Origin of the sequence: Sphingopyxis sp. BE235, from assembly GCF_031457175.1 — a bacterium.
Taxonomy (GTDB): domain Bacteria; phylum Pseudomonadota; class Alphaproteobacteria; order Sphingomonadales; family Sphingomonadaceae; genus Sphingopyxis.
Genome location: NZ_JAVDWC010000003.1, coordinates 278,120 through 304,806 on the forward strand (window position 1 = coordinate 278,120; position 26,687 = coordinate 304,806).

At 66.4% G+C, this 26,687-nt stretch carries 25 protein-coding genes and 1 tRNA gene; 16 read left to right on the top strand and 10 right to left on the bottom strand.

The window, feature by feature from the left end; translation table 11 throughout:
• Window positions 1-19 precede the first annotated feature (19 nt).
• Window positions 20-1,522: an aldehyde dehydrogenase family protein gene (locus J2X38_RS14980; RefSeq protein ID WP_310255213.1), complete on the top strand. Its 1,503-nt coding sequence runs from the start codon at window positions 20-22 to the stop codon at window positions 1,520-1,522.
• A gap of 109 nt (window positions 1,523-1,631) precedes the next feature.
• Here J2X38_RS14980 and J2X38_RS14985 read toward each other — a convergent pair whose 3' ends face one another.
• The 3 genes from J2X38_RS14985 to fsa form a co-directional block, all read right to left on the bottom strand.
• Window positions 1,632-3,128 carry an acetyl-CoA acetyltransferase gene (locus J2X38_RS14985; RefSeq protein WP_310255477.1) on the bottom strand — a complete coding sequence of 499 codons (1,497 nt, stop codon included), beginning with the start codon at window positions 3,126-3,128 and terminating at the stop codon, window positions 1,632-1,634.
• Between the two features lie 8 nt (window positions 3,129-3,136).
• A complete protein-coding gene (locus J2X38_RS14990; RefSeq protein ID WP_310255214.1) occupies window positions 3,137-3,931 on the bottom strand; it encodes a crotonase/enoyl-CoA hydratase family protein in 795 nt (264 codons plus the stop codon).
• A gap of 144 nt (window positions 3,932-4,075) precedes the next feature.
• On the bottom strand, window positions 4,076-4,726 hold the full coding sequence (gene fsa, locus J2X38_RS14995; RefSeq protein WP_310255215.1) for a fructose-6-phosphate aldolase: 651 nt from the start codon (window positions 4,724-4,726) through the stop codon (window positions 4,076-4,078).
• Window positions 4,727-4,861: 135 nt separating this feature from the next.
• On the opposite strand from fsa, the gene radA reads away from it, so the two are divergent.
• From radA to J2X38_RS15015, 4 genes are read left to right on the top strand one after another with little or no spacing between them, the layout of a single operon-like run.
• Window positions 4,862-6,223 (top strand): DNA repair protein RadA, encoded by a 1,362-nt coding sequence (gene radA, locus J2X38_RS15000; RefSeq protein WP_310255216.1) that lies wholly within the window; start codon window positions 4,862-4,864, stop codon window positions 6,221-6,223.
• A 10-nt stretch (window positions 6,224-6,233) separates the two neighbouring features.
• Window positions 6,234-6,773: a CvpA family protein gene (locus tag J2X38_RS15005; RefSeq protein WP_082639676.1), complete on the top strand. Its 540-nt coding sequence runs from the start codon at window positions 6,234-6,236 to the stop codon at window positions 6,771-6,773.
• Entirely contained in the window at window positions 6,770-7,198 is a 429-nt protein-coding gene (locus tag J2X38_RS15010) for an iron-sulfur cluster assembly scaffold protein (protein ID WP_310255217.1), read from the top strand. The genes J2X38_RS15005 and J2X38_RS15010 overlap by 4 nt, the downstream gene beginning before the upstream one ends.
• Window positions 7,195-9,102, top strand: coding sequence for a cation:proton antiporter (locus J2X38_RS15015; protein ID WP_310255218.1), 1,908 nt, complete (start codon window positions 7,195-7,197; stop codon window positions 9,100-9,102). Before J2X38_RS15010 ends, J2X38_RS15015 begins: the two co-directional genes overlap by 4 nt.
• Here J2X38_RS15015 and aroB read toward each other — a convergent pair.
• Together aroB and J2X38_RS15025 are read right to left on the bottom strand one after the other, a co-directional pair.
• Window positions 9,088-10,200 (bottom strand): 3-dehydroquinate synthase, encoded by a 1,113-nt coding sequence (gene aroB / locus J2X38_RS15020; RefSeq protein ID WP_310255219.1) that lies wholly within the window; start codon window positions 10,198-10,200, stop codon window positions 9,088-9,090. The genes J2X38_RS15015 and aroB overlap by 15 nt on opposite strands.
• Entirely contained in the window at window positions 10,188-10,766 is a 579-nt protein-coding gene (locus J2X38_RS15025; RefSeq protein ID WP_310255220.1) for a shikimate kinase, read from the bottom strand. The genes aroB and J2X38_RS15025 overlap by 13 nt, the downstream gene beginning before the upstream one ends.
• 128 nt (window positions 10,767-10,894) lie before the next feature.
• On the opposite strand from J2X38_RS15025, the gene J2X38_RS15030 reads away from it, so the two are divergent.
• The 5 genes from J2X38_RS15030 to J2X38_RS15050 all read left to right on the top strand — a co-directional run bounded on the left by J2X38_RS15030 (window position 10,895) and on the right by J2X38_RS15050 (window position 16,370).
• Window positions 10,895-11,020, top strand: a complete 126-nt coding sequence (locus J2X38_RS15030) for a hypothetical protein (RefSeq protein WP_269433259.1) — start codon at window positions 10,895-10,897, stop codon at window positions 11,018-11,020.
• Entirely contained in the window at window positions 11,017-12,834 is a 1,818-nt protein-coding gene (locus tag J2X38_RS15035; RefSeq protein WP_310255221.1) for a hypothetical protein, read from the top strand. Before J2X38_RS15030 ends, J2X38_RS15035 begins: the two co-directional genes overlap by 4 nt.
• A 26-nt stretch (window positions 12,835-12,860) precedes the next feature.
• Entirely contained in the window at window positions 12,861-13,784 is a 924-nt protein-coding gene (locus J2X38_RS15040; protein ID WP_310255222.1) for a tyrosine recombinase, read from the top strand.
• Between the two features lie 9 nt (window positions 13,785-13,793).
• Window positions 13,794-14,741 carry an acetyl-CoA carboxylase carboxyltransferase subunit alpha gene (locus J2X38_RS15045; RefSeq protein WP_310255223.1) on the top strand — a complete coding sequence of 316 codons (948 nt, stop codon included), beginning with the start codon at window positions 13,794-13,796 and terminating at the stop codon, window positions 14,739-14,741.
• Window positions 14,742-14,858: 117 nt separating this feature from the next.
• Window positions 14,859-16,370 carry a M48 family metalloprotease gene (locus J2X38_RS15050; protein ID WP_310255224.1) on the top strand — a complete coding sequence of 504 codons (1,512 nt, stop codon included), beginning with the start codon at window positions 14,859-14,861 and terminating at the stop codon, window positions 16,368-16,370.
• A 90-nt stretch (window positions 16,371-16,460) separates the two neighbouring features.
• Here J2X38_RS15050 and J2X38_RS15055 read toward each other — a convergent pair whose 3' ends face one another.
• The gene (locus J2X38_RS15055; RefSeq protein ID WP_058537333.1) at window positions 16,461-16,640 is read right to left on the bottom strand and encodes a Flp family type IVb pilin; all 180 of its coding nucleotides are present in this window, start codon (window positions 16,638-16,640) and stop codon (window positions 16,461-16,463) included.
• A gap of 384 nt (window positions 16,641-17,024) precedes the next feature.
• On the opposite strand from J2X38_RS15055, the gene J2X38_RS15065 reads away from it, so the two are divergent.
• Window positions 17,025-17,453, top strand: a complete 429-nt coding sequence (locus tag J2X38_RS15065; protein WP_137892428.1) for a (deoxy)nucleoside triphosphate pyrophosphohydrolase — start codon at window positions 17,025-17,027, stop codon at window positions 17,451-17,453.
• Here J2X38_RS15065 and J2X38_RS15070 read toward each other — a convergent pair.
• A complete protein-coding gene (locus J2X38_RS15070; protein ID WP_310255225.1) occupies window positions 17,450-18,301 on the bottom strand; it encodes a methyltransferase domain-containing protein in 852 nt (283 codons plus the stop codon). The two genes, J2X38_RS15065 and J2X38_RS15070, sit on opposite strands and share 4 nt — an antisense overlap.
• Before the next feature lie 24 nt (window positions 18,302-18,325).
• On the opposite strand from J2X38_RS15070, the gene J2X38_RS15075 reads away from it, so the two are divergent.
• The 4 genes from J2X38_RS15075 to J2X38_RS15090 all read left to right on the top strand — a co-directional run bounded on the left by J2X38_RS15075 (window position 18,326) and on the right by J2X38_RS15090 (window position 20,067).
• The gene (locus J2X38_RS15075; RefSeq protein ID WP_310255227.1) at window positions 18,326-19,198 is read left to right on the top strand and encodes a ComF family protein; all 873 of its coding nucleotides are present in this window, start codon (window positions 18,326-18,328) and stop codon (window positions 19,196-19,198) included.
• Window positions 19,199-19,210: 12 nt separating this feature from the next.
• On the top strand, window positions 19,211-19,471 hold the full coding sequence (grxC, locus tag J2X38_RS15080) for a glutaredoxin 3 (protein ID WP_037518367.1): 261 nt from the start codon (window positions 19,211-19,213) through the stop codon (window positions 19,469-19,471).
• A 2-nt stretch (window positions 19,472-19,473) separates the two neighbouring features.
• Complete coding sequence (locus J2X38_RS15085) at window positions 19,474-19,941, top strand: DUF1178 family protein (protein ID WP_058537330.1); 468 nt, start codon at window positions 19,474-19,476, stop codon at window positions 19,939-19,941.
• Window positions 19,942-19,990: 49 nt separating this feature from the next.
• A tRNA-Arg gene (locus tag J2X38_RS15090) sits at window positions 19,991-20,067 on the top strand.
• Between the two features lie 275 nt (window positions 20,068-20,342).
• Here J2X38_RS15090 and J2X38_RS15095 read toward each other — a convergent pair.
• Window positions 20,343-23,228: a TonB-dependent receptor domain-containing protein gene (locus J2X38_RS15095; protein ID WP_310255228.1), complete on the bottom strand. Its 2,886-nt coding sequence runs from the start codon at window positions 23,226-23,228 to the stop codon at window positions 20,343-20,345.
• Between the two features lie 324 nt (window positions 23,229-23,552).
• On the opposite strand from J2X38_RS15095, the gene J2X38_RS15100 reads away from it, so the two are divergent.
• The gene (locus J2X38_RS15100) at window positions 23,553-24,620 is read left to right on the top strand and encodes a glycoside hydrolase family 43 protein (protein ID WP_310255229.1); all 1,068 of its coding nucleotides are present in this window, start codon (window positions 23,553-23,555) and stop codon (window positions 24,618-24,620) included.
• Between the two features lie 18 nt (window positions 24,621-24,638).
• Here J2X38_RS15100 and J2X38_RS15105 read toward each other — a convergent pair whose 3' ends face one another.
• Together J2X38_RS15105 and J2X38_RS15110 are read right to left on the bottom strand one after the other, a co-directional pair.
• Window positions 24,639-25,646 carry an alpha/beta hydrolase gene (locus J2X38_RS15105; RefSeq protein WP_310255230.1) on the bottom strand — a complete coding sequence of 336 codons (1,008 nt, stop codon included), beginning with the start codon at window positions 25,644-25,646 and terminating at the stop codon, window positions 24,639-24,641.
• A gap of 25 nt (window positions 25,647-25,671) precedes the next feature.
• Window positions 25,672-26,655 (bottom strand): Gfo/Idh/MocA family oxidoreductase, encoded by a 984-nt coding sequence (locus tag J2X38_RS15110; RefSeq protein ID WP_310255231.1) that lies wholly within the window; start codon window positions 26,653-26,655, stop codon window positions 25,672-25,674.
• Between the last annotated feature and the right edge of the window lie 32 nt (window positions 26,656-26,687).

The window sequence follows — 26,687 nt, forward strand, 5'->3', positions numbered from 1 at the left end:
CGGCCCAATGAAGGGACAGATGATGGTTCAATTGGGCCAGGATATTGATGGGCTCCTCGGCAGGCTGGGGGTCGACCGAGCATTGTGGACCGAAGGCTCGATGCCGTCGGTCACGCCGCTGACGGGCGAAGAGCTGGGAATGGTGCGGGTCGCCGATGCAGCGGCAATTGATGAGACACTCGACAAAGCGAGGGCAGCCTTTCGCGCATGGCGCAATGTTCCTGCCCCGCGCCGCGGCGAACTCGTTCGATTGTGGGGCGAGGAATTGCGCGCGGCAAAAGACGATCTGGCCAGACTGGTGACGATCGAGGCGGGCAAGATTCCGTCCGAGGGCGCGGGCGAGGTACAGGAAATGATCGACATCTGCGACTTCGCGGTCGGGCTGTCGCGCCAGCTTTACGGGTTGACCATTGCAACCGAACGGCCGGGGCACCGGATGATGGAGGTCTGGCATCCGCTGGGTGTCGTCGGGGTGATCTCGGCGTTCAATTTCCCGGTCGCGGTGTGGGCATGGAACGCCGCGATCGCGCTGGTGTGCGGCAACAGCGTCGTGTGGAAGCCGTCCGAAAAGACGCCGCTGACCGCGCTGGCGACGCAGGCGATTTTCGAGCGCGCGCTGGCGCGCTTCGGCGATGCGCCCGAGGGGCTGGCGCAGCTCTTGATCGGCGGGCGTGAGGCGGGCGAGGCGCTGGTCGACGACACGCGCGTGGCGCTGGTATCGGCGACGGGTTCGACGCGGATGGGCCGCGCGGTCGCACCGCGGCTGGCGCAGCGCTTTGCGCGCGCGATCCTCGAACTTGGCGGCAACAATGGCGTGATCGTCACGCCGTCGGCCGACCTCGATCTCGCGCTGCGCGGCGTCGCGTTCGGGGCGATGGGGACCGCGGGACAGCGCTGCACGACGACGCGGCGATTGTTCCTGCACGACGGCATTTACGATGGCTTCGTCACCAAGCTGAAGGCCGCCTACAACAGTGTCGGCGTGGGCAATCCGTTGACAAGCGAGGTGCTCGTCGGGCCGCTGATCGACCGCGCGGCCTATGAGATGATGCAGGACGCGCTGGACGCGGCGCGCGCCGCGGGCGGGGGCGTCCATGGCGGCGAGCGGATCGGCGAGGGCGAGAGCTTTTACGTGAAGCCCGCGCTCGTCGAGATGCCGGGGCAGGTCGGACCCGTGCTCGAAGAGACCTTCGCGCCGATCCTTTATGTCATGCGCTATTATGATCTGGACGGGGTGATCGAGCTGCACAACGATGTCGCGGCGGGGCTGTCGTCGGCGATCTTCACGACCGACATGCGCGAGGCCGAGCGGTTCCTGGTCGCGAGCGACTGCGGTATCACCAACGTCAATCTCGGCACCTCGGGCGCCGAGATCGGCGGCGCGTTCGGCGGCGAGAAGGAAACCGGCGGCGGGCGCGAAAGCGGCTCCGACAGCTGGAAGGCCTATATGCGGCGGGCGACGAATACGCTGAATTATTCGGACACGCTGCCACTGGCGCAGGGGGTTTCATTCGAAATCTAGTTCCCCTCCCGCTTGCGGGAGGGGCTAGGGGAGGGCATGTCGCGCTCCTGTGTTTCGGTCCCGGAACAGGCCCTCCCCCGACCCCTCCCATAAATGGGAAGGGAGAGGCTTAGGCCCGCCAGCCGAAGCCTTCTTCGAGCGCGACGACCTGCCCCGCCGTCCCGACCGGCTCCTGCGTGCCGTCGGTGAGGAACGCCAGCATCGTCGTATCGCTCACATCGACATGCGCCAGCGTGCGCTTTCCGTCGGGCGTCCGCGCCACCACAACACCCGCTTTCGGCGCGCCATCGCGGCCGTAAAACACCGTATAGCTCTCGATCGTCGCCGGCCCGGCATAATCTTCCACCAGCTCGGGCACCGGCCCGCGCTTCGCCTCGGCCTCGACCTGATAGTCGAAATCCTGCGGAAAGCTCGCCGCCGCAATCGGCCGGTTCCCCAGCACGATGCAATGATTGTCGGTTGCGAAGCCGCCATTGGCGAAGAGGAAGCCATAGCGGCCTTCCTCGCGCAGTTTCTCGACCATCGAAACGATCGCATGGCTCATATAATTGGCGATCGGCCCGCCGCCGAAGGTGAGGCCGCCGAACACCGTCGCGGGCCGGTCCCACGGCCAGCCGAGGATACGCCGCGCCATCTTGGGGACGCACGGGAAGCAGCTGTAAAGCTCGACGAAATCGAAGTCCGCGGCGGTCATCGCGTTCAGTTCGAGCGTGCGGTTGATCGAGGTCTCCATACTGACGCTGCCGTCATAGCGGTCGCGGTGAAGGATGCTTGCGGGCTCCTTCGCCGCGGCGCCCATGCCGATATGGATCAGGCGGTCTTCGGGGATGCCGCGGCGCCATGCTTCGGCGAGGCTCGCTACGATGAAGCCCGCGCCCTGGTTGACCGATGAATTGGCGACCATCAGCTTCGAATAGGGGAAGGCGATCGGGCGGTTGTGCTCGTCGACCTTGAGGATGTCTTCGGGGTTGGCGGGTTTGCGAATCCACGCGCCGTCGTTCGCGGCGGCGACTTCGGAGAAGCGCGCCCAGATTTCGGCGCTTTCGAACTGCGCTTCGGCGAGGCTCTGGCCCCAAGCGGCGCGGGTTGCGTTCTCGTAGAGCGGATAGACGTCGACCGGCGCCGCCAGCCCGTGAAGCTGGGCATAATTCGGCTCGCGCCGTGTCGCGACCTGGCGGATCGCATTATAGCTTTTGTCTTCGCCGCTCGCGGCCTTGGCCGCGCGGCCGGCGGCGGTGCGGAGCGCTTCGGCGCCGACGATCGCCGCGAGTTTCACTTCGCCTGCGCCGATGCGGTTCGCGGCCTCGTTGAGCAGGCGAACGGGCGTGTCGCCGTGCGGAGCCGCCGACTGATAGTTGATCGCGGGCGTTGCGCCGATCGCGGCGGCGAGCGGTTCGGGAAGCTTGCCGAGGCTGTGGAAGCTGATCTGGTCGACGATCGCAAGGCTGTCCAGGTCGGTCAGCAAGCCGCCGCCGGCATCGACATCGGCTTGCCTTAGCGCCGCGACCATCAGCCCGAGCGAGTCGAGCCCCTCGTCGGGGTCCGCGGGCCGGTCATTGACCTGCCCCACGCCGATGATGACGGGAATGCGCTCGGGATCGGTCATCGTCACGATCAGCGCGCCTTCCACTCGGGCTTGCGCTTCTGCGCAAAGGCCAGCGGCCCCTCGCGCGCGTCTTCGCTGCGCATCAGCACGCCGCGTTCGCGGGTGTTATGCTCCCAATAGGGCGCGTCGGCGGCGATGCGGCCCTCGTCGATGCCGAGCGCGACGCGCTTCGACGCCTGCACCGAAAGCGGCGCGTTGGCGGCAATCTTTTCGGCGAGCGCGAGCGCGGCGGGCAGCAGCTCGGCGAGCGGGACGACATGGTTGACCAGCCCGAACTCGGCGGCGCGCGCGGCCGGAATCGGGTCGCCCGTGAGCATATATTCCATCGCGAGCTTCTTCGGCAGCTGCTGCGCGAGGCGGAAGGCGCCGCCCGCGGCGGCGAACAGCCCGACCTTGACCTCGGGTAGGCCGAATTGCGCATGATCGGCGGCAATGATGATGTCGCTCATCAGCGCGATTTCGCACCCGCCGCCGAACGCAAAGCCGTTGACCGCGGCGATGATCGGCTTCGAGATCGGGTGCGACACCATGCCGGCAAAGCCCCACGCCTGCTGCGCCGGATCGTCGGGATAGAGGCTTTCGCCGCGCGACAGCGCCACAAGGTCGGCGCCCGCGCAAAAGCTCTTGTCGCCCGCGCCGGTGATCACAACGACGCGGATTTCGGGGTCGTTCTCCGCCTCTTCGAGCGCGGTGCCGATGCCGACATGCACTGCGGCATTGACCGCGTTGCGCGCTTCGGGCCGGTTGATCGTGACGATCAGTATGTGGCCGCGGCGTTCGGTGAGGATGGTGGTGTCGGTCATCGCGAATCTCTCCCTTTCGGCGGAGTATCGCGGTGAGTTGACGTTTACGTCAACTGCTAACCGTCGCGCCCGCGAAGGCGGGGGCCGCTATCGGCCAAGCGCCAAGCCGCGACCGGCCCCAGCTTTCGCTGGGGCGACGATGCCTTAAATCGACTGTCCGGTCTTCGCCCAGTCGGCGAGGAAGCCTTCGATGCCCTTTTCGGTCAGGATATGCTTGAACAGCCCTTTGATAACAGACGGCGGCGCGGTCATCACGTCGGCGCCGATCTTGGCGGCTTCGAGCACATGGATGCCGTGGCGCACGCTCGCGACGAGAATCTCGGTTTCATAACCGTAATTGTCGTAGATGAGGCGGATGTCGGAGATGAGCTGCATCCCGTCGAACCCGTTGTCGTCGTGGCGGCCGACGAAGGGCGAGACGAAGGTCGCGCCGGCCTTTGCCGCGAGCAGCGCCTGCGCGGCCGAAAAGCAGAGCGTGACATTGACCATCGTGCCGTCGCCGGTCAGCGCCTTGCAGGTCTTGAGGCCGTCGATCGTCAGCGGCACCTTGATGCAGACGTTGGGGGCGATCTTGCGGAGGATCTCGGCCTCCTTCATCATCGCCTGATGGTCGAGCGCGACGACTTCGGCCGACACGGGGCCGGTGGTCAGCGCGCAGATTTCCTTCGTGACTTCCTTGAAGTCGCGGCCCGACTTGGCGATCAGCGAGGGGTTGGTGGTGACGCCGTCGAGCAGGCCGGTTGCGGCGAGCTCCTGAATGTCGGCGATTTCGGCGGTGTCGGCGAAGAATTTCATGGCGCGGGGCTTTCTGGTGGGAAGGTGATTCGGGTGTTGCCCAAGGCCCTAGAGCAACACGCGCGCAAAATGAACCGTCGCTACGAGTTTGGGAAAGGGCTGGCGTTCCATCTTTGTTCCGATTATGCGAGCCGCATGGCCAAAGCGAAACGTCAATATGTCTGCCAGAATTGCGGCTCCGCCACCTATCGCTGGCAGGGGCAATGCGCCGATTGCAGCGAGTGGAACACGCTGATCGAGGAGGCTGCCGAAACGGTGTTTTCGGCCAAGCACGACCTCAGCCGCGGCGGGCGGACGCTCGCGCTCGAAACGCTCGATGCCGAGAGCAAGATACCCGAGCGCATGCTGTGCGGGATTGCCGAATTCGACCGCGCGCTCGGCGGCGGTTTCGTCGCGGGGTCGGCGACGCTGATCGGCGGCGATCCGGGGATCGGCAAGTCGACGCTGCTGCTGCAGGCGGCGGGGCGGCTCGCGAAGGCGGGCAAGTCGGTCGTCTATATCAGCGGCGAGGAAGCCGCGGCGCAGGTGCGGCTGCGCGCGCAGCGGCTCGGGCTTGGCGATGCGCCGGTGGCGCTCGCCAGCGCGACATCGGTGCGCGACATCCTTGCGACGCTCGACAAGCAGACCGCCGATTTCGTCGTGATCGATTCGATCCAGACGATGCATAGCGACCTGATCGACAGCGCGCCGGGGACGGTGAGCCAGGTGCGCGCGAGCGCGCAGGAACTGATCCGCTACGCCAAGGACAGCGATGCCGCGATCGTGCTCGTCGGCCATGTCACCAAGGACGGGACGATCGCGGGGCCGCGCGTGCTCGAGCATATGGTCGACACGGTGCTGGCGTTCGAGGGCGAGCGCAGCCATCAATATCGCATCCTGCGCGCGGTGAAAAACCGCTTTGGCGGCACCGACGAGATCGGGGTGTTCGCGATGGGCGAGGAAGGGCTGGGCGAAGTCAGCAACCCGTCGAGCCTGTTCCTGACCGACCGCAGCCGCGATGTGCCGGGATCGGTGGTGTTTCCGGCGCTCGAGGGCACGCGCCCGGTGCTCGTCGAGGTGCAGGCGCTGACCGTGCGGCTGGCGAGCGGGGCGACGCCGCGCCGCGCGGTCGTCGGCTGGGACAGCGGGCGGCTCGCGATGGTGCTCGCGGTGCTGGAGGCGCGCTGCGGGCTCCAGATGGGCGCCGCCGAAGTCTATCTCAACATCGCGGGCGGCTATCGGCTCACCGATCCCGCCGCCGATCTGGCGGTTGCGGCGGCGCTGATCTCGGCGTTCAGCGAGCGGCCGGTGCCCGCCGACGCAATCGTATTTGGCGAATTGTCGCTGTCGGGCGAGGTACGGCAGGTTTCGCACGACGGGCTGCGGCTGCGCGAAGCGGCGAAGCTCGGTTTTTCGCGCGGCTGGGGTCCCAAGGGCATGAAGGCGGTCGGCGGGATTTCGGTCACCGGTTTCGAACGCCTCGGCGAACTCGTTGACCTGATGCTCGGGCGCGACTAGCGACCGGCCTATGGGAAGTCTGACGGCTCTGGATATCGTCGTGCTGGTGCTGGTTGGCGGCGGCGCGGTGCTCGGTTTTTCGCGCGGCCTTGTGCAGGAGGTGACGACGCTGCTCGCGTGGATCCTCGCGATCGCGGCGGTGCGCTTTTTTCACCTGCTGGTGACCGACCTGCTCGCGGGCTGGGTCGGGACCGAGGGCGGCGCCGCGGCGCTCGCCTTCGTGCTGCTCTTCGGCGGCGTGTTCGCGCTCGCCAAATGGGGATCGCGCGCGATGGGGCAGCGCAGCCGCGCGTCGCTGGTCGGCGGGTTCGACCGCGGATTGGGCGCGGGTTTCGGTGCGGTGAAGGGCCTGCTGATCGCCTCGATCGGCTTCATGCTCCTCACTTTGCTCTATGATATCGGTTATGGCGTCATGCAGCGCCCCGCGTGGATGACCGACAGCCGCTCCTATCCGGCGCTCAATGCAACGAGCACTGCAATGAGCAAGGTGATCGCCGAGCGCCGCGCCGAGGCGCGCGAAGCCGAAGCAGCCGGGGCCGACAAGCCATGAGCGCGCCGCTCTATAATCGCGACATATTGGCGCTCGCGGTTGCGACCGCGGAATATCTGCCGATCGCCGATGCGCGCCACCGCGTGAGCAAGCGCGCTCCGCTGTGCGGCAGCGCGATCATCCTCGATCTCGATACCGACGAAGCGGGTCGGGTGACACGCGTCGGCATGCATGTCGAAGCGTGCGCGCTGGGTCAGGCATCGGCGGCATTGCTCGCGCGCCACGCACCGGGGCTCGGCCTCGTCGAACTGCGCGCCGCGCGCGACGGGATCGCCAGCTGGTTCGCGGGCGCGGACGCCCAGCCCGACTGGCCGGGGTTCGACCTGCTCGCACCGGCACAGGGCTATCCGGCGCGCCACGGCGCGATCTTGCTGCCGTTCGACGCTGCGATTGCGGCGCTTGAGGAGCGGGCGGCGGCGGCATGACGTTGCTCGCGCTCACCGCGGCCACCTCGGAGGCGGCCGGAAAGGTGGCCGAAACCGCGACCGATACTGCACTGGTCGAAGGCGCGATCCTCCTCGGCGTCGCGACCTTGTTCGTGCTGATCTTTCGCCGGCTCGGCCTCGGCGCCGTGCTCGGCTATCTGATCGCGGGGGCGATCGTCGGGCCGCACGGGCTCGGGCTCGTCGGCGGCGGCGAATCGAAGCTCGCCTTTGCCGAGCTTGGCATCGCCTTCCTGCTCTTCCTCGTGGGGCTCGAACTGTCGCCGCGCCGGCTTTGGGACATGCGCCGCGCGATCTTCGGCCTCGGCCTGATGCAGGTTGTCGTGACCGGGCTCGTACTCACCGGGCTCATCCATCTGACCTTGGGGTTCAGCCCCGCGGCCTCGCTCGCGCTCGGCCTGCCGCTCGCGCTGTCGTCGACCGCGCAGGTGCTTCCGGGACTCAAAAGTTCGGGGCGGATCAATTCGCCCTTTGGCGAGAAAGCCTTCTCGATCCTGCTGTTCCAGGATCTGGCGCTCGTGCCGATGATCACGATCGTCGCGGTGCTGTCGCGCGCGCCCGCCGATCCATCGGCGCCCCCGGGGTGGCAGATGGCCTTCTTCACCTTGTGGGCGATCGTCGTGCTCGTGCTCGCGGGCCGCTTCGTCGTCAATCCGCTGCTCCGCATCATCGGACGCTATGGCGAGCGCGAGCTGTTCGTCGTCGTCGGGCTGCTCACCATCCTTGCGAGCGCCGCGCTGATGCACAGCCTGCACCTGTCGACTGCGCTCGGTGCGTTCATAGCCGGGGTGATGCTCGCCGACTCGCCCTATCGGCACGAGATCGAATCGGATGTCGAACCGTTCCGCCTGATCCTGCTTGGCCTCTTCTTCCTTGCGGTCGGCATGGTGCTGGACGTCGGGGCGGTGATCGAGCGGCCGTTGCTTGTCCTCTCGCTCGCGCTCGGCCTCGTGGCGGTGAAGGTCATCGTCCTCACGCTGATCGTGAAATTGTTCGGCAAACCGTGGCCGGTGGCGCTGGGGCTCGGCCTGCTCCTCAGCCAGGGCGGCGAGTTCGGCTTCCTGCTGTTCGCGCAGGCGGCCGACGCGCTGCTGATCGATCCCGCAGCGGCGAGCCTGTTCAGCGCGGTGGTGACGCTGTCGATGGTGACGACGCCGTTCCTGATGCTGTTCGCGCGCAACCTCGAATTTTCGCCTGCCGCTGAGCCCGCCGACCTCGATGATCCGGAGGGCGCGCCGCGCGGGTCGGCGATCGTCGTCGGCTATGGACGGTTCGGGCAGATCGTGTCGCAGATGCTGCACGGCGTCGCCTGTTCGGTGACGCTGATCGACAAGAAACCGAGCCAGATCGAGCTGTCGAGCCGCTTCGATACCAAGGTCTATTTCGGCGACGGGCTGCGCGTCGACCTGCTCCGCCGTGCGGGCGCCGACGAGGCCCGGCTGATCATCTTCTGCATCGACGATGCCTCGGTCGATGCCGCGGCGTTGAAGCCGATCGTCGACGCCTTTCCGAATGCGAAGGTGCTGATGCGGGTATTCGACCGCCGTCAGTTGCTCGCGATCGACGGGGCCGGGGTCGACGGGGTTATTCGCGAGGTCTTTGAAAGCTCGGTCGCGATGGGCCTCACCGCGCTGCGCTATCTCGACGTCGATCCGCGCGAGATGGAAGATGTCGAAGCGACCTTGCGCCATCTCGACGAGACGCGGCTGCAGGCGCAGATCGACGAGGGCGACATTTCGGCGGGCATGGACCATCGTTTCAAGCCGGGCGGCGGACGCGAAGCCGAAAGCGTGCTGGAGAAATTCCGTTTGCGGCGCCTGGCGGCGAAGGCCCAGAAAGACGATCCGAAAGACGAAGAAAATGAGCAGGCGTCAGCGATCAGCTGACGCCCGGCCGTCGAGGAACGCCGCGACGGCGTCGAGCCCATAGTCTTCGGTGACGAAACTCTGTCCGATACCGCGGGTCAGGATCAGCGGCAGCTTGCCGCCGCGCACCTTCTTGTCGTGCGCCATATGCCCCGCGAGCGTCGCGCCATCGGTGTTGACGCCCGCGCTGGCGAGGCTGTGCGGCAGGTCGACGCTCGCCAGATGCGCGCGCACCCGCTCGGCGTCGGCCGCGGGGCAGAGGCCGTTCGCGGCCGAAAACTGGTGTGCGAGGACCATGCCCGCCGCGACCGCTTCGCCGTGGAGCAGCCGGTCCGAATAGCCCGTTTCGGCTTCGAGCGCGTGGCCGAAGCTGTGGCCGAGGTTGAGCAGTGCGCGAATGTCCTGCGTCTCGCGCTCATCGGCGGCGACGATGCGCGCCTTGGCCGTGACACTATGCGCAATCGCTTTGTGGCGGGCCGCGCTGTCGCCCGCGAGCAGCGCCGCGCCATGCTCTTCGCACCAGGCGAAGAAATCGGCGTCGTCGATCAGGCCATATTTGACGACCTCGGCATAACCGGCGCCGAGTTCGCGGCGCGGCAGCGTTTCGAGCGTCGTCGGGTCGATCACGACCAAGGCGGGCTGATGGAAAGCGCCGATGAGGTTCTTGCCCGCGGGGACGTTGATCGCGGTCTTGCCGCCGACGCTGCTGTCGACTTGCGCGAGCAGCGTGGTCGGGACCTGGATGAAGTTGCAGCCGCGTTTGACGATGCTGCACGCGAAACCGACGAGGTCGCCGATCACGCCGCCGCCAAGCGCAATGACATGGTCGCCCCGCTCGACGCCTTCGCCGATCAGCCATTCGGTCAGCCGCGCGAGGCCAGCCCAGCTCTTCGTGCCTTCACCCGGATCGAGCACGAAGGAGGAAAAGGAGATGTCGGCCATCGCCAGCGAGGTGCCGAGCGGGATCAGATATTGTTCGGCAACATGCGTGTCGGTGACGATCATCGTGCGTGGGCGCTTCAGCAGCGGCGCGACATGATCGCCGATGCCCTGGATCAGCCCGTCGCCGATCAATATCGGATAGCTGCGGCTGCCCAATTCGACGGTCAGGCTTTCCATTTCGGATCTTCCCACTTTGACAGAGCCTCGAGGATCGCGCGCACCGTATGGTCGTGCGGCGTGCTTGCCGAACTGACGCGAATATGCGCCTCGGCATAGATGGGGTTGCGGACCGCCGCCAGTTCGCGGAGCACCTCGCCGGGGTCGCGATTCTTGAGCAGCGGGCGATGGCTGCGGCGGCCGACGCGTTCGACGAGCGTTGCGATATCCGCGTCGAGCCAGATGCAAAGGCTGCCCTGCAGGATCAGCGCGCGCGTCTCTTCATTGACGAAGGCGCCGCCCCCCGTTGCGAGCACCATCGGCTTTTCGCCCAGCAGGCGCGAAATCACGCGGCGTTCGCCGTCGCGAAAATGCGCCTCGCCGAAACGCGCGAAAATGTCGGAGATCGTCATGCCTGCCGCACGTTCGATTTCGTCGTCGGCGTCGGCGAAGCGCATGCCGAGGCGTTGCGCGAGGCGGCGGCCGATCGTCGATTTGCCCGACCCCATCAGCCCGACGAGCACGATCGACCGGTCGCGGATCGACGCGGGGATGGCAGCAGCCGGGCTTTTCGGGTTTCGCGACATGGTGCGCGCGGCTATACCGAAGGGGCCGCGCGGAACAATGGTTTTGCTGCGGTTCAAATGAGACGAACGGCAGGCATTGGATATTGCGCGCGCGGGGCAGATCGGGAAAGAGCCGCTGGATTGCACGATTGATCGTGCTGGCGCTGGTGCTGGTGGCGTTCTTCCTGTTCCTGCTGTTCCTGGGCCGGCCGATCGAGCCGCGAATGATTGAGGTGGACGTGACAGACAAGATTGCCGAAAGCGCTCCACGATGAAGATGAAAACGCTTTCGCTGACGCTGGGCCTGTCGGGCACCGCGCTCGCCGCGGCGCTGGTCCTGCCCGCACTCGCGCAGGAATCGCTGCTGCCCGAAGGCTTTGGCAACCCCGCCGAGACGCCCGCGCCGCGACCGACCCCCACGCCGTCGCCGACTGCGACGCCAACCCCGGGTTCGGCGCCCGCTAATGGCAGCGCCCCGCCGCCTGTCGTGCCGACGTCCGGGACCGCTAGCGCGAGCGCGCCGGCCGAAACCGGCGAAGAGGGCGAGGAGGACGAAGAGGTCGAATCGGGCGGTCTGAAATACGACCTGCCGCCGGGCGCGCGCCGCCTGCTGACGCGGATCGGGCCGCTGACGCCCGAAACGGGCGGGCTTGCGCCCGATGCGTTCGGTGTGCGCGGCCAATATGCCGCCGCCATCATGGGCAAGACGAATGGCCAGTTCGCATCGCGCTGGGGGCAGATCTTGCTTCGCCGCTCGCTCGCGTCGGCGATCGACACCCCCGACACGATCAACGGCGCCGACCTCGCCGCCGCTCGCACGGCGCTGCTGCTGCGCATGGGCGAATCGATCATAGCGCGCCGGATCGTCCAGTCGGTCGACTATGACCGCGCGAGCCCGCGCCTCGTCGCCGCGGCGCAGCAAACCTATCTCGCCAACGCCGATCCGGCTGGCATGTGCCCCTATGTCCCCGCAGGCCTCGCGCATGGCGACGAGCAGGCGTGGCGCCTGGCGTCGGCGATCTGTTCGGGGCTGTCGGGCGAAGCCGGGCCGGCGGGCTGGGCGATCGGCCGCGTGCGGTCGAGCGGTAAAATCTCGAACTTCGACATCCTGCTCACCGAACGCGTGCTCGGCGCGACAGGCGCCGGGCGCCGCTCGACGACGATCGAGTGGGACAATATCGACCGGCTGACCAGCTGGCGCTTCGGTATGGCGACCGCGACCGCGATCCCGGTGCCCCAGGCGTTGCGCACCGCGGCGCCGTCCAATATCAAGAGCTGGACGGTGCTCGCGCCGATGACCGACATGGCGAGCCGCATCGCCGCCGCGCCCGAAGCCGCCGCGCGCGGCGTGCTGTCGAGCGAAGCCTATGTGTCGCTCTTGAGCGCCGCGGCGAGCGAAGAAGAGCCCGCCGAGGCGCTCGTGACGCAGACCGATCGGCTGCGCGGTGCCTTTCGCCTCGCCGCCGGCGCCGACCGCTATGCAGCGATGCAGCAACTGTGGGGCACGGGCGGCACGCCGACGCAAAGCTATGCCGCGATGGTCGCAACCGCGCGCGCCGCCGCGGCCTTGCCGGTCAATACCGATGTGGGCGGCGATCCCTGGCAGCTGCTGGGATCGATGCTCGCGGGCGGATATGACGAAAATGCGATCGCGTGGGTTCCGACCGTTTCGGTGGGCAGCCGCGCATGGGCGGTGCTCGCGGTGGGATCGCCGCGGCCGCTGACCGGCATGAGCGCGGGCGCCGTCGGCCAGTTCGCGGGCGACGACGACAGCGCCGACGCCTTGCGATCGAAATTCCTGCTCGCGGGGCTCGCGGGCCTCGGGCGGCTCGACGCGAGCGCAGCAGCTTCGGCGGCGAGCGATCTCGAGGTCGATCTGGGCAAACAGACGCGATGGTCGCGCGCGATCATGGCGGCGGCCGAACGCCGCGAGCCCGGCATGGTGGCGCTTCTCGCGGCGGCGGGGATGCAGGGCGAGTGGTCCGAAGTCCCGCCCTATCACCTTTATTATATCGTCCGGGCGCTGCGCGACGTGGGCCTCGCGGCCGAAGCGCGGATGATCGCGGCCGAAGCGCTGGTGCGTGTCTGAGGTTATCAGGCTGCCGGACATCGGCGATGTCTGACGCGGCGCTGATCGACCGCTTCCTCGAAATGATGGCGGCCGAGCGCGGTGCGTCGCGCAATACGCTGGCTGCCTATCGCCGCGATCTGGAACAGGCGGCGGCGTGGGTGAAAGGCCGGCTAGTCGACGCCGATGCGGGCGACTTGCGCAAATTGATGGCGGATTATCAGTCGCTTGCGGCAAGCAGCGCGGCGCGCAAGCTGTCGGCGCTGCGCCAGTTTTTCGCCTTCCTGCTTGATGAAAGCGAGCGGACGGATAATCCGGCGCTCGATATTGCGCGGCCCGCGACGCGTCGGCCGCTCCCGCGCATCCTGACCCACGACCATGTCGAGCGATTGTTCGAGCAGGCCGAGGAGGAAGCGGCGGGAGAAGCGCCGCCCGCCGCCGCGGTGCGGATGCTGTTGCTGCTCGAACTTCTCTATGGGTCGGGCCTTCGCGCCAGCGAACTGGTGTCGCTGGCCCGCCGCGCGATCGCCGGCGGGCGCGAATTTCTAATCATCCGCGGGAAAGGCGACAAGGAACGTCTGGTCCCGCTGTCCGAACGGGCGCGCACGGTGCTCGATCGCTGGCTGCCGCTCCTCGCCGATGGACCGCTCTGGCTGTTCCCGTCGGGCAAGGCGCATATCTCGCGTGTGCGGCTGTTCCAGATGCTGCGCGAGCTTGCCGGGCGGGCGGGGATCGACCCAACCGCGATCAGCCCGCATGTGCTGCGTCACGCATTCGCCACGCATCTGCTCGAGGGCGGGGCCGATCTGCGCGCGCTGCAATTGATGCTCGGCCACGCCGATATCGCGACGACCGAAATCTACACGCATGTCGACAGCCGCCGCCTCGTCGAACTGGTCAACAAACGGCATCCGCTGGCGCGGATGGCCAGCCTCGACCCGGACGTTGACGTTGAGCCGCCTTCGTCCTAGCGCTCCCCTATGACAGCCTTTCTGGATTTCGAAAAACAGGTCGCCGCGCTCGATCGGCAGATTGCCGAGCTACGCGAGATGGGGGACGACCCCACGCTCAACATCGACAATGATATCGCGCAGCTTGAGGGCAAATCCTCGAAATTGCTCCGCGAAATCTATTCGAAACTGACGCCCTGGCAAAAGACGCAGGTCGCGCGGCACCCCGACCGCCCGCATTTCAAACATTATGTCGCGGGTCTGTTCGACGACTGGATGCCACTGGCCGGCGACCGCAATTTCGGCGACGATCAGGCGATTTTGGGCGGAATGGCGCGGTTCCGCGGCCGCCGCGTGATGGTCATCGGCCACGAAAAGGGCGACGATATCCCGTCGCGCATGAAGCATAATTTCGGGATGGCGAAGCCCGAGGGCTATCGCAAGGCGATCCGCCTGATGCAGCTCGCCGACCGTTTCGGGCTGCCGGTGGTGACTTTGGTCGACACGTCGGGCGCCTTTCCCGGAATCCAGGCCGAAGAGCGCGGTCAGGCCGAAGCGATCGCGCGCTCGACCGAACAATGCCTCGCCTTGGGCGTGCCGATGGTCGCCGCGGTGGTCGGCGAGGGCGGTTCGGGCGGCGCGATTGCACTTGCCGCCGCGAACCGCGTGCTGATGTTCGAACATGCCGTCTATTCGGTGATTTCACCCGAAGGCTGCGCGTCGATCCTGTGGCGCACGTCGGACAAGGCGGCCGATGCCGCCGCGGCGATGAAGATGTCGGCGCAGGATCTGCTGGGGCTGAAGATCATCGACCGCATCGTCACCGAACCCGTCGGCGGCGCGCATCGCGCCCCCGAAGTCGCGATTGCCGCGCTCGGCGATGCGATCGCGCAGGAACTGGACGCGCTGACAGGGCTGCCGCGCGAGACCTTGCTCGCCGCGCGCGAGGAAAAATTCCTCGCCATGGGCCGCGCCTGAACCGGAACCCGATCGCCGGGCTTCGCGTTTCTTTCGCCAAGGGCACCGCGGATGCGGCTTGCCTTGTCGTGAATCGGGGATATTCCTGAAAGAAGAAACGGATAGGGAGGCGCTTCGATGGTGCGGAAGACGAAAAACGGGCTAGCGACCAAGCTGGCGGCATCGGCAGCGCTCGGCAGCCTGGCCTTGACCGGCGCGGCCGACGCACAGCTGAAGGCGATCAAGACCGCGACGAGCATTTCGCCCGCCGAACGCAAGCAGGGCACCGACGCGCATCCGCAGCTGATGGCCGAATTCGGCGGGGCTTATAGCGGTCCGCAGGCCGCCTATGTAAACCGCGTCGGACAGAATATCGCCGTTCAGTCGGGCCTGTCGCGTAGCCCAAGCGATTTTACCGTCACCCTCCTCAATTCGCCGGTGAACAACGCCTTCGCGATCCCGGGGGGCTATGTCTATGTCACGCGCCAGCTGATGGCGCTGATGAACGACGAAGCCGAACTCGCCGGCGTGCTCGGGCACGAGGTCGGGCATGTCGCGGCGCAGCACAGCAAGAAGCGCCAGTCGGCGGCGACGCGCAACCAGATCCTCGGCGTGCTCGGCGCGGTGCTGGGCGGGGCGATCGGCGACAATGGCGGGCTGCTCGGCGGGCTGGGCGGGCTCCTTCAGAATAATTCGATGCGCGTGGCACAGCTTGCGACGCTGGGCTTTTCGCGCAGCCAGGAGCTGCAGGCCGATCAGCTCGGCGTTCAATATCTGCGCAGTGCCGGTTACGACACGATGGCGCTGTCGACGATGCTGACGAGCCTTGCGAACCAGACGACGCTCGACGCCCGTCTGTCGGGCGGCGACGCGCGCTCGCTGCCCGAATGGGCGAGCACCCACCCCGACCCCGCGTCGCGCGTCCGCAACGCGCAGACGCTGGCGAGCCGGGCGGGCGGTGGTGGCGGCAACCGCAATGCCGATGCCTTTCTCGCCTCGCTCGATAATGTGCTTTATGGCGACGATCCGGCGCAGGGCGTGGTCGAGGGGCGCGATTTCCTGCACCCCGACCTCAAGCTGCGTTTCACGGTGCCGAACGGCTATGGCATGCAGAACGGTGCCGATGCGGTGTTGGTCAGCGGCAATGGCGGGCAGGCGCAATTTACGACGGGGCCGTACAGCGGCGACATGAATGCCTATATCACCGCGGCATTCAGGGCGGTGGCGGGTAACGCGTCGATCAGCCCCGGCGCGATCCAGCGCACGACGGTGAACGGCATCCCGGCATCCTATTCGACCGCGCGGGTGAATACCCAGTCGGGGCAAGTCGATGTCACCGTCTTCGCTTATGAATTTTCGCGCAGCAGCGCGTTTCATTTCGTCGCGCTGACGCAGGCGGGTGGCGGCAGCGCGTTCAATTCGATGTTCAGCAGCATCCGGCGGCTGAGCACGGCGGAAGCGGCGGCGATCAGGCCGCGGCGGATCGACGTCGTGACCGTCGGGCGCGGCGATACGGTTGCCAGCCTGGCGCGGCGAATGGCCTATAGCAATTATCAGACCGAACGGTTCCAGGTGCTCAACCGCCTGACAGCATCGAGCCGCCTGACCCCGGGACAGCGCGTGAAGATCGTCGTGTACGCCAGCAGATAATTGCTTTCAGCGCGCGCAAGAAAAAGGGCGGTGGATTGCTCCACCGCCCTTTCCGGATTTCCACCGCAATAGCGGCGCAAACCAACCCGATTACGGGGTGGTCGTCTTATTGTTGAGCTCGGTCGAAACCTTGTTGAAGGTGTTGCCGACGCTGTTGCCGACTGCGCCCATCGCGGCGATGCCGGCGACGGCGATGAGGGCCGCGATCAGGCCATATTCGATGGCGGTGGCGGCTTTGGTATCGCGAACGAACTTCTTGATGAACTTCATGACTGGTCTCCTGATTTCACTTACCCTGTTGACGGTCTGGTCTGGGTCAACATCTGGGGGTTTAGGGTGAATAGGTTTTGAAAATCTTAATGGCACCCGCCCGAAACCGGTGCGCGGCAGCCCCGAAAAGGGACGACCGTCGCGGTGCTACATATTTTTTTGGGCAGCGTTCGAGACGCTTCCCCACATGCTGTTGGTGGAGTTGGCGACATTGCCTACCGCAACGACGGCCGCCAAAAAGACAAGGGCCAGGATCAGCCCGTATTCGACGGCTGTGGCGGCCCTGGTCGACCGCATCAGCCTGTAAAAGTTTCGCATTGTTCCACCCCTGACTGAAATTATAGTTCCCGAGGGTGCCCATATTCACACAGGAAGGTTAACAATTTGTCCGTGCCAGACCCCGGAAAACCGCAGGAAACCTCGCTCGTTGTCGTGGCGGCCGCGCTCGTCGACCGCGACGGAAGGCTGCTTGTCCAGCAGCGTCCCGAAGGTCTGTCGATGGCGGGGCTGTGGGAATTCCCCGGCGGCAAGCTGGAACCCGGCGAAACGCCCGAGCAGGCGTTGATCCGCGAACTGGGCGAGGAACTTGCGATCGATGTCGATCACGCCTGCCTTGCGCCCGCCTGTTTCGCCAGCGACATGCTCGGCAACCGGCATCTGCTGCTGTTACTGTTCGTCTGCCGCAAATGGCGCGGGACGCCGGTGGCACAGCACGCCAGCGCGCTGCGCTGGGTACGCCCCGTCGAACTGCACGGGCTCGACATGCCGCCCGCCGACAAGCCGCTGATCGGGCTTTTGGAGGCTTTGATCTAGTCCTTTGGTTTGAGCGCTTCGGCGAGCGAGGCGGTGCCGCTGCCGCGCCGTGCGGGTTGCGGCTGGTCGGGATGTGGCGCCCAGCCGCTGAAATGGACGATGCGGAAGCTTTCGGCGATCCTGCCGTCGGGATCGGCCTGGCCCGCGAAAGCGGCGGCAATCCGTGCGGTTTCTTCGCGCGTCAGGGGCGGCGGGGCGGGCGCGAGCCGGCTCGACAGGCTGGCGGCGCGCAGGTCGCGTACCAGCGCGAACCAGTCGCCGTAACGCACCGTCAGCGCGTCGACATCGACGACGGGCAGGGTGAAGCCGACGCGCTGGAGCAGATTGCCCATCGCGGCGAGGTCGATCTGCGGGTGCAGCCGCGCGATCGACCGGACGCCTTCGGTCATTACCGCGCGGCGCAGGCGGGGCAGGCTGCCGTCGCCGACGAAGGCGCCGAGCAACAGGCCGTCGGGGGCGAGCAGGGCGCGGAGGCGAAGGAGCGCGCCGGGCACGTCGTTGACGCTATCGAGCCCTCCGGGCCAGATGATGAGGTCGAAACTGGCGAAGGGCAGGTCGATGGCGTCGGCCTCGACCGCGATCGCGCCGGTTCCGGCGGCAAGGCGCGGCCCCGCCTCGGCGATGGTGAGATCGGTGCCCGTTGCGCGCAGATGATCGGCGAGCGCGGCATCATGCGCGCCGATGAGCAACGTGCGCGGAAATTCGCGCGTCACCATCGCGAGCCGGTCGAGCAGGGTTTCGGCGATGAGCGGCGGGAGGAAATTGGCCGATGCGGGCAGGCGCGCCATGCGGTCGCGCTGGGAGCGGTGGCGGGCGGGGGAGAAAAGCGGGCGGGGAGGCTGCGACATGCGCCGCTTGTGCCGCCCCCGGCGATGCTTCACAAGCCGGTGATGGCGACGACGACGGGGGATGTCGAAAAAGACGGCGCGCCGGCCGGGGCCTGGCGCGGCACTTTGCGCGCCGCGGCGCGCGCGGTTGTCGATTATGCGCTGCCGCCGCGCTGTCCCGGATGCGGGATCATCGTCGGCGAAGACCGCCAATTCTGCCTGACCTGCTGGTCGTCGCTCCATTTTCTCGATGGGCCTTGTTGTTCGCGCTGCTCGATTCCGCTGCCTGCCGCCTTGCTCGGCGGGCCGGTTATGTGCGGCGCGTGTCTGGCAAGCGCGCCACCGTTCGAGGGCGCACCCGCAGCGGTCGCCTATGGCCCCGTCGCGCGGACGGTGGCGCTGCGCCTCAAATATGGGCGGCGGACCGGGCATGCGCGGCTGATGGCGCGGCTGATGGCGCGGCACCTCGCCATGCTAGGAGACATCGAGGGGATGCTGCTGGTTCCGGTGCCGTTGCACCGCTGGCGCCTGTGGTCGCGCGGGTTCAATCAGGCGGCGCTGATCGCCGACGAGTTGGCACGGTTGACCGGCGTACCGCGCGACCACCACCTGCTTTTGCGCAGGAAGGCGACGGCATCGCTGCGCGGCAAGGGGCGGCGCGAGCGCGACCGGATCGTCGCCGGCGCCTTTGCGCTGGCGGGCGATGGCAAGGCGCGCGCGGCGGGGCGGCATCTGGTGCTGGTCGACGATGTCCATGCCAGCGGCGCGACGCTGCGCGCGGCGGCGCGGGTGCTCGGGCGCAGCGGCGCCGCACAAGTGTCCGCTCTAACATGGGCGCGCGTCGTTCCCGAGGCCCTCATGACAAGCAACATATTTGACTTTGCTTCGTTGGATTCCGATATGGCGAGTGAAGGATGACAGGATAGCCGCATGGCCAAGATCGAAGTTTTTACGAAGTTCTTCTGCCCCTATTGCTCGCGCGCCAAGGCGCTGCTTGAGCGCAAGGGCGTCGAATATCAGGAAATCGACCTGACGATGGACCGCGCCGGGTTCGACGCGATGGTCGAACGCGCGGGTGGGGCGCGCACCGTCCCGCAGATATTCATCGACGGAAAACATATCGGCGGCAGCGACGATATGGCGGCGCTCGATGCGCGCGGCGGGCTCGATCCGCTGTTGGGGCTGGGCTGACCTTGATCGTTTTCGACCTTTGCTGCGCCGCGGGCGATCACCGTTTCGAGGCCTGGTTCGCGAGCAGCGAGAGCTTTGGCGAGCAACAGGCGCGCGGGTTGATCAATTGCCCCGTATGCGGCGATGACGATGTGAAAAAGGCGGTGATGGCGCCGCGAGTGGGGGCCAAGTCCAACCGTCAGGCGGTCGCTCCGCCGCCCGCCAAGCCGTCCGGCTCGGATGAGGCGTCGCCCGACCTGGTGCGCAAATTGCTCGCCGACATTGCCGCAAAGCAGGCCGAAATGCTGCCGCAGTCGCGCTGGGTGGGGCGCGAGTTCGCCGATGCGGCGCGCGCGATGCACGAAGGACGCGCGGCCGAAGACCTGATCCACGGCCAGGCCTCGCCCGAAGAGGCGCGATCGCTGCACGACGACGGGATCGCCGCGATGCCCTTGCTCGTACCGATCGTCCCGCCCGAGGCGGCCAATTGATCCATCCCGATTGACGCTTTGCGCGCTGCACCGCTACACGAGCGGCGGCGCACCCGTAGCTCAGCAGGATAGAGCATCAGATTCCTAATCTGGGGGCCACTGGTTCGAATCCAGTCGGGTGCACCATTTTCGGCCTGCCCGAATTCGATCCCCGTCAGCAGCGCTACCGACGCCTCGGAACGCGTTGCTGGCCTGCACCGGCCTGCCAGCACCTCTCCGAATGTGCCCCACGCGGCCGGCAAGGCCCGCATTTCGCCATCGAGCGAGGCGGTCAGGTCGATCGCGCCGCGCATCGGCGCTTCCGCCTCTTTCGTTCCGCCCGTCAGATAGAGGATGTTGGATCCCAATGCGAAGGGGTGATCGGTCTCGCGCGAGATCGATCACCCTCCAAGCGCGAATGCCTACATCTTGAAGCTGGCGCGGACGTAATAATAGCGTCCGGGCAAGTCATAGGCGGTCGGATCGAAATTGTTGATGTCGCAGCTGATGCACCCCGGCGCCTTGACGTTGAACAGATTGTTCACGCCGAGCGCGAAGCCGAAGGCCTCGGGATCCTCCGCCGGGAACCAGCGCAGCTGGAAGTCGGTGTAGAAGCGCGCCTTCAACTTGTTGTCGTTGGCCAGCGGTTCGCGGATCGCCGAAACATAACGGCCGGTCAGCGTCGCGCCGATCGATGCGCCGTCCCAGTCGAGGATCCCGACCGACTTCCATTTGGGGAAGGCCTGGCTGGGACTGCCCTGTTCGGTCCCCTCGCGGCTGACGACCAGCGAGCCGTCGGCGGTCGGCACGATCACGTCATATTGGGTGAGGAAGGTGTTGTTCCAGGTGAAGCCGAACCGCCCGGCGGACGTTTTCTGTGTCCGGTAGGTCAGGTTGGCGTCGATCCCCTTGGTACGGATGCCGGCGATATTCTGGAGCAGCCCTTCGACGAAGGTCAACTGTCCGCCGCCCGCGCGGGTGACAAGCGCGCAGGCGTCGGCATCATTCTGTCCGGCACACTGCGCCAGCGTGATCTCGGCATTTACCGCCTGGATCGCGCCCTTGATCTTGATGTCGTAATAATTGGCCTCGATCGACAGGCCGGGGATGAAGCCGGGACTGTAAACGCCGCCGAAAATCCAGCTCTTCGAACTTTCGGCTGCCAGATCCTGATTGCCGCCGACGAGCACCGAAATCTGTGGATTGGCCTGCGCATAGCCGGCGGCCGGAACCCCCTGGGCAATGCAATTGGTCCGAACGGTTGTGTTATTGTTCCAGTTCTGGCCCGTGGTCGTCGAGGTCGAGCAGGGATCGTTGATCTGCTGGTCGAAGCGCGACTGGGTGCCGAACAATTCGCCGATCGACGGCGCTCGGAAGCCTTCGGCATAGGAGGCGCGGAGGCGCAGGTCCTGGATCGGTTTCCAGTTGACCCCGCCCTTCAGCGTCGTCGTCGAGCCCGAGGTCGAATAGTCCGACCAGCGCACCGCGCCGGTGAATTCGAGCAGGTCGAAGAAGGGCGTGTCGGACAGCACCGGAGCGCTGAGTTCGACATAGGCTTCCTTGACGTCATAGCTGCCGCGCGTCGGCAGCGCCGGGATGTCCGAACTGAAGCCCGCGGCGACAATCGGGTCAGGATCGAAGCTGCCCTTGAGCTTTCGATATTCGGCCCCGATGGCGATACCGAGCGGCCCGCCCGGCAGGTCGAAAAGGCTGCCTGTGATGTTGGCCGAGGCGCTGAAGGTCGACTGGCGGCTGCGGTCGCGCTGGGTGAACATGACATAGTCCATCATCGGCTGGGTGATCGAACCGACCCCGCCGAAGATGTTGAACGGCACGCATTCGCCGGTGCAGGCGGCGACCGGGCCGAGCGCGCGGCGCAGGCGATCCGAATTGATGTTGCCGAACATCGTCTGCTTGGCCTTGTTGCGGCCATAGGCGGCGTTGACGTCCCAATACCATTTGCGCCCGCCGCCGATGTCGAAGCTGCCGTCGAGCGTCGCAACGCCATAGAGGGTGGTCACGGTCTGGTTGAAGCGGCGCGGGCCGCCCTCGACGAAGCGGCGATAGACCAGATCGGTGTTGCTCGCGTCGAGCGTTACCCCGAACGGATTGAAGGGGTTGGTCGCATCGACGGTGATCGCGTCGAGCACCGGCGTCAGCCCCGCGGCGGGGCCGAAACCAAAGGGCAGCGGCGCGGCCTGGTTCTTCGATTTACGCTGATTCCATATCCCGCGAACCGAGAAATTGATGCTGTCGGAGATTTCCTGGCGGGCGTTGACGAAGGCGCCATAGCGCTCGACCGGGATCTGGAGATAGTTGAACGGGCCGAAATTGAAGCGGTCGGCGTTGCCAAAGGCCTTGAAATCGCTTGCCGGATCGGTTGGATTGCCCGCGTTATACACGGGGTTGCGGCCGATTACCGGGCCGCGCAGGGTCAAATCATTTCTTACTATCTGGCCTTGCGCATCGGGCGTCCCGAACACGATAAAGCGTCCGAGCGGCACGAAGCCCGAACAGCCGCCATCGAGGCAGGTGTTCGAATAGGGCGCCGGGAAACGCGAGATTGCGCGGCTGCCCGCGAGGACGCCGTCCTGCTGCACATAGTTGGCGCCGACGACGATCTGCGTCGGGCCGCGGCCGTTGCCCCAGCTCACCTGCGCGCTCTTGGTAAAGCCGTCGCCCTGGCCATAACCGCCGACCTGCGCGCTGGCACGCAGCCCCTCCTGGCTTTTCTTGGTGATGATGTTGACGACGCCCGCGATCGCGTCCGAACCGTAGATCGCCGAGGCGCCGTCCTGCAGCACCTCGATGCGCTCGATCGCGCTTTCGGGGATCGAGTTGAGGTCGGTCGATCCGGGGACGCCGCTTGCCGAAGCCCCGTTCACATAGCGGATGCCATCGACGAGCACGAGGACGCGGCGTGAGCCGAGGTAGCGCAGGTCGATTTCGGCCGCGCCTGCGCCGACGCCGCCGCCGTCGGGCGGGTTGCCGAGGTTGCCGCTGTTGTTGAACTTGCTGTTGAGACCGCCGCCCGAACTGGGCAGCCGCTGAAGCACGTCGTTGACCGAATTGAGACCGGTCTTCGCGATATCCTCCTGACCGATGAACGCGATCGGGGCTTCCTGATCCAGCGGGTCGCGGCGGATGCGCGAACCGGTGACGACAATGGTTTCCCCCGATGTTTCGGCCGTGCTGTCCTGCGGAAGCGGTTCCGATTGCTGTGCGTTGCCGGGGGCGGCGCTTGCCAGAGCTGCCGCGACGGCGATGACGGCTGTTCCCGACCGAGCAAATTGCTGGAATTGGGTCATTATCCTCTCCTCCTGTTGTTTTCAGGCATATGTGTGCGGTCGCCGAAATCCGGCAGCCGCGTCAGCAACGCTCGGGAAAAGGGTTAGGATGAACGCGAAGCTCCCGCCGGATACGAATCATGCGGCGCTGTGGCCCTACGGCCACAGTCCGGATTGAGCGCGAAATCCTTACGTGATTGGGCGGCCGCGCTCACAATTTCCGAAGTGAAAGCTGACAGGCCGCTACCGGCCAGAACGCATCCACGCATACGCGCCCAAGTCGTCGGTTGCCAATTTGATCATACTTATATTATAAATAATGATCAGAACAATGAGGAGAGGTGCATGCTTTTTTCGGGTTCGGCCAACCGTCTTGCGCGCCGTTTCGTCCGGCGGGTCGCGTGGGGTGTTGCTGTCGCGGCAATCGGCGGTCTCGCATTGCCTGCGGCGGCTGAGGAGGCGGGTGTCGCCACCTTCGCCAACCCGCTGCTTCCCTCGGGTCCCGATCCGTGGATCCTGCAGGTCGGCGGATATTATTATTACACCCATACGCTCGGCGACCGGATCGCGCTGTGGCGGACCGACAATGTCGCGAGGCTGGGCGAGGTCGAGCCGGTGACCGTCTGGACGCCGCCGAAGGAGGGCGCGAATGCGCATTCGATATGGGCGCCCGAACTGCATCGCATCGATGGCAAGTGGTTTCTCTATTATTCGGCGACCGCCAGCGGGTTCACCGACGACGATCATCGCGCGGTCTTTGTCCTGGAAAATGCGGGTCCCGATCCGTTGCGCGGAAAATGGGTCGATCGCGGCCGCGTCAATACGGCGCACGCCGGGATCGACGGCACCGTCTTCGATCACGGCGGCAAACGCTATTTCGCCTATTCGCCCTATATCGGGCCCGACAGCGCGATCGCGATTGCCGAGATGGAGAGTCCCTGGACCCTGAAAGGACGCGAGGCGGTGATCGCGCGGCCCGACCATGTCTGGGAACGGCAGGGCGGGCGGCAGATTGTCGAGGGGCCCGAATTTCTGCCCGGCCCGAAGGGTGATCTTTTCCTGACCTATTCGGCCAGTGCCTGCTGGTCGGACGATTATTCGCTGGGGCTGCTCCGTGCGCCGGCGGGCGCCGATCCGCTCGACGCCGCCGCGTGGAGCAAGTCGCCGCAGCCCGTCTTCAAAAGTGGCAACGGCGTTTATGCGACCGGGCACAACGGCTTTTTCCGGTCGCCCGACGGCCGCGAAAGCTGGATCATTTACCATGCCAATCCGGCCGCGGGCATGGGCTGCACGGCGAAACGGGCGCCGCATATCCAGCGTTTTGGATGGACTGGCGCGGGCTGGCCGGATTTCGGCGCGCCCGTCGCTATCGGAAAAAGGCTTCCGGTGCCGTCGGGTGGCCGCGAGCGCTAGGCGCGTCCGGCACTGGCTTCATTCCAGAAGCCCGCGGGCGGCGGCAAAGGCCAGAAGCAGATCGGGCCAGCGCGACGCGGGGCTCGCGGCGGGCAAGTTCGGCCCGAAGCCATGCCCGCCGGTTTCGAACAGGTGCATCGACGCGCTGCGCCCTTGCGCGAGCATCGCTCGATAGGCGAGGATGCTGTTTTCGACCGGCACGATGTCATCATCGCCCGCCGCGGCGAGGAACATCGGTGGGGTATCCGCGGCAATGCGGCGGTCGACCGAATATCGATCGACAAGCGACGGACCCGCGGCCGCGCCGATCAGCGCCGCGCGCGAGCCGGCATGCGTGATGTCCGCCTGCATCGAGATGACGGGATAGAGCAACGCCGCGAGGTCGGGCCGCGCCGATTGTCGGTCGGCGACATCGACAGGGGAATAGACGTCTTCGCCGAAACGCGTTGCGAGCGATCCCGCGAGGTGCCCGCCCGCGGACGAGCCGAGGAGCATGATCCGGTCGGAAGCAACGCGATAATCGTTGGCGCGGGCGCGGATCAGCCGCAGCGCGCGCTGTGCATCCTGCAACGGCACATCCGAATGCCGGACCCAGCCTTCGCCGGGCAGGCGATAGACGAGGATGAAAGCGGTAATGCCCCGGGCCGTCCAATAGTCGGCTTCGCGCAGGCCGTCATTGTCGACATATTCGACGCCATAACCGCCGCCGGGCATCAGCAATATCGCGGTGCCATTCGGTCTGGCGGGACGGCAGACGATCATTGCGGGATCGGCGATCCCGGTCACGACGCGGTTAAGGAAGGTCGGGGTGCCGCGGTCCTCGATCCTGAACGGCGGCAGGCGCGCGGGCGTGCCCGGTGCCGCGCCGGGCCAGAGCCGGACAAGTTCGCGGCCCGGCCAGATTTGCGCGACACCGGTCGGCGCGGGGCTCGCAGCGAGCGTGCGGGACGCTCCCATCGCCAGCGCCGTTCCGCTGGCCAGCCGGAGGAGGGTTCGCCGGTCGAGGGCTTCGCTATCGTTCCGCATCACGAGCTCTCCTGCCGGTTTCCTCTCAAAATTCAAACGGCGGCGCGCTGCGGCGCGTGCCAAGGCCATATGTTTGTTCGACGAGTTCGAGCGGAGCGGTGTCGGCGTCGATTTCCGCGGCTTCGATCAGCGCGTGGAAGCGGCCATAGAGGCGGGGATATTCGCAATTTTCGCCGCTATGCGGCGTGGCGCCGGGCAGCTCGATCGTCGCGCCGCCGTCGCGCAGGATCAATCGCCCGGCATCGGTCGCAACTTCGATGTCCCAGCTTGGCGCGCCGGCGAACAGGAAATCGAGATCGGCTTCGATCTGATAGCCTTCGGCGCTGCGCAGAGTGCAGGCGGCGGCGATCGCGGCCGACCGGTTGCTTGGAATGTCGAGGGTGGCGGCTTCGACGTCGAAGCGTGCCGGGAGGATACGGGTCAGGATCGAGAAGGCGTTGATCGCCGGATCGAAGACACCCATGCCCGCGCGCTCGAGGATCCACTCCTGCCCGGGATGCCACTGGCGGATATCCTCCTTCCACGCGATCCGCCCGCCGGTGACGGCACGGCCCGACAGCCATTCGCGCGCGGTGTCGACCGCGGCGGCTTCGCGCGAGTGCCAGGAGGCGAACAAGGTGACGCCCTTTGCCAGCGCGTGGCGCGCGAGCGCGTGCACCTCTTCGGCGGTCACGCCGGGGGGCTTTTCAAGCATGACATGCAGACCGGCATCGATCGCGCGGCGCGCGATATCAGCGCGTCCTTCGGGCGGCGTACATAGCGATACGGCGTCGAGCGGCAGGCCGGAAGCAAGCAACTCGTCGATGTTGCGATAGCCCGGCACGCCGTCGACCGAATCGTTGCGGCTCGCGGTCGCGGCCAGCCGGTAGCGCGGATCGGCCGCGATCGCCGGCAGGTGCTGGTCACGCGCGATCTTGCCGATGCCGACCAGCGCAAGGCGGATTTCCGTGCCTTCGCTCGCTCCCGAAAAATCTTTCTTCTCGCCCATCGCATCCTCTTTATTTATCATATATATCTGCTTATACGAGATCAAAGCATATG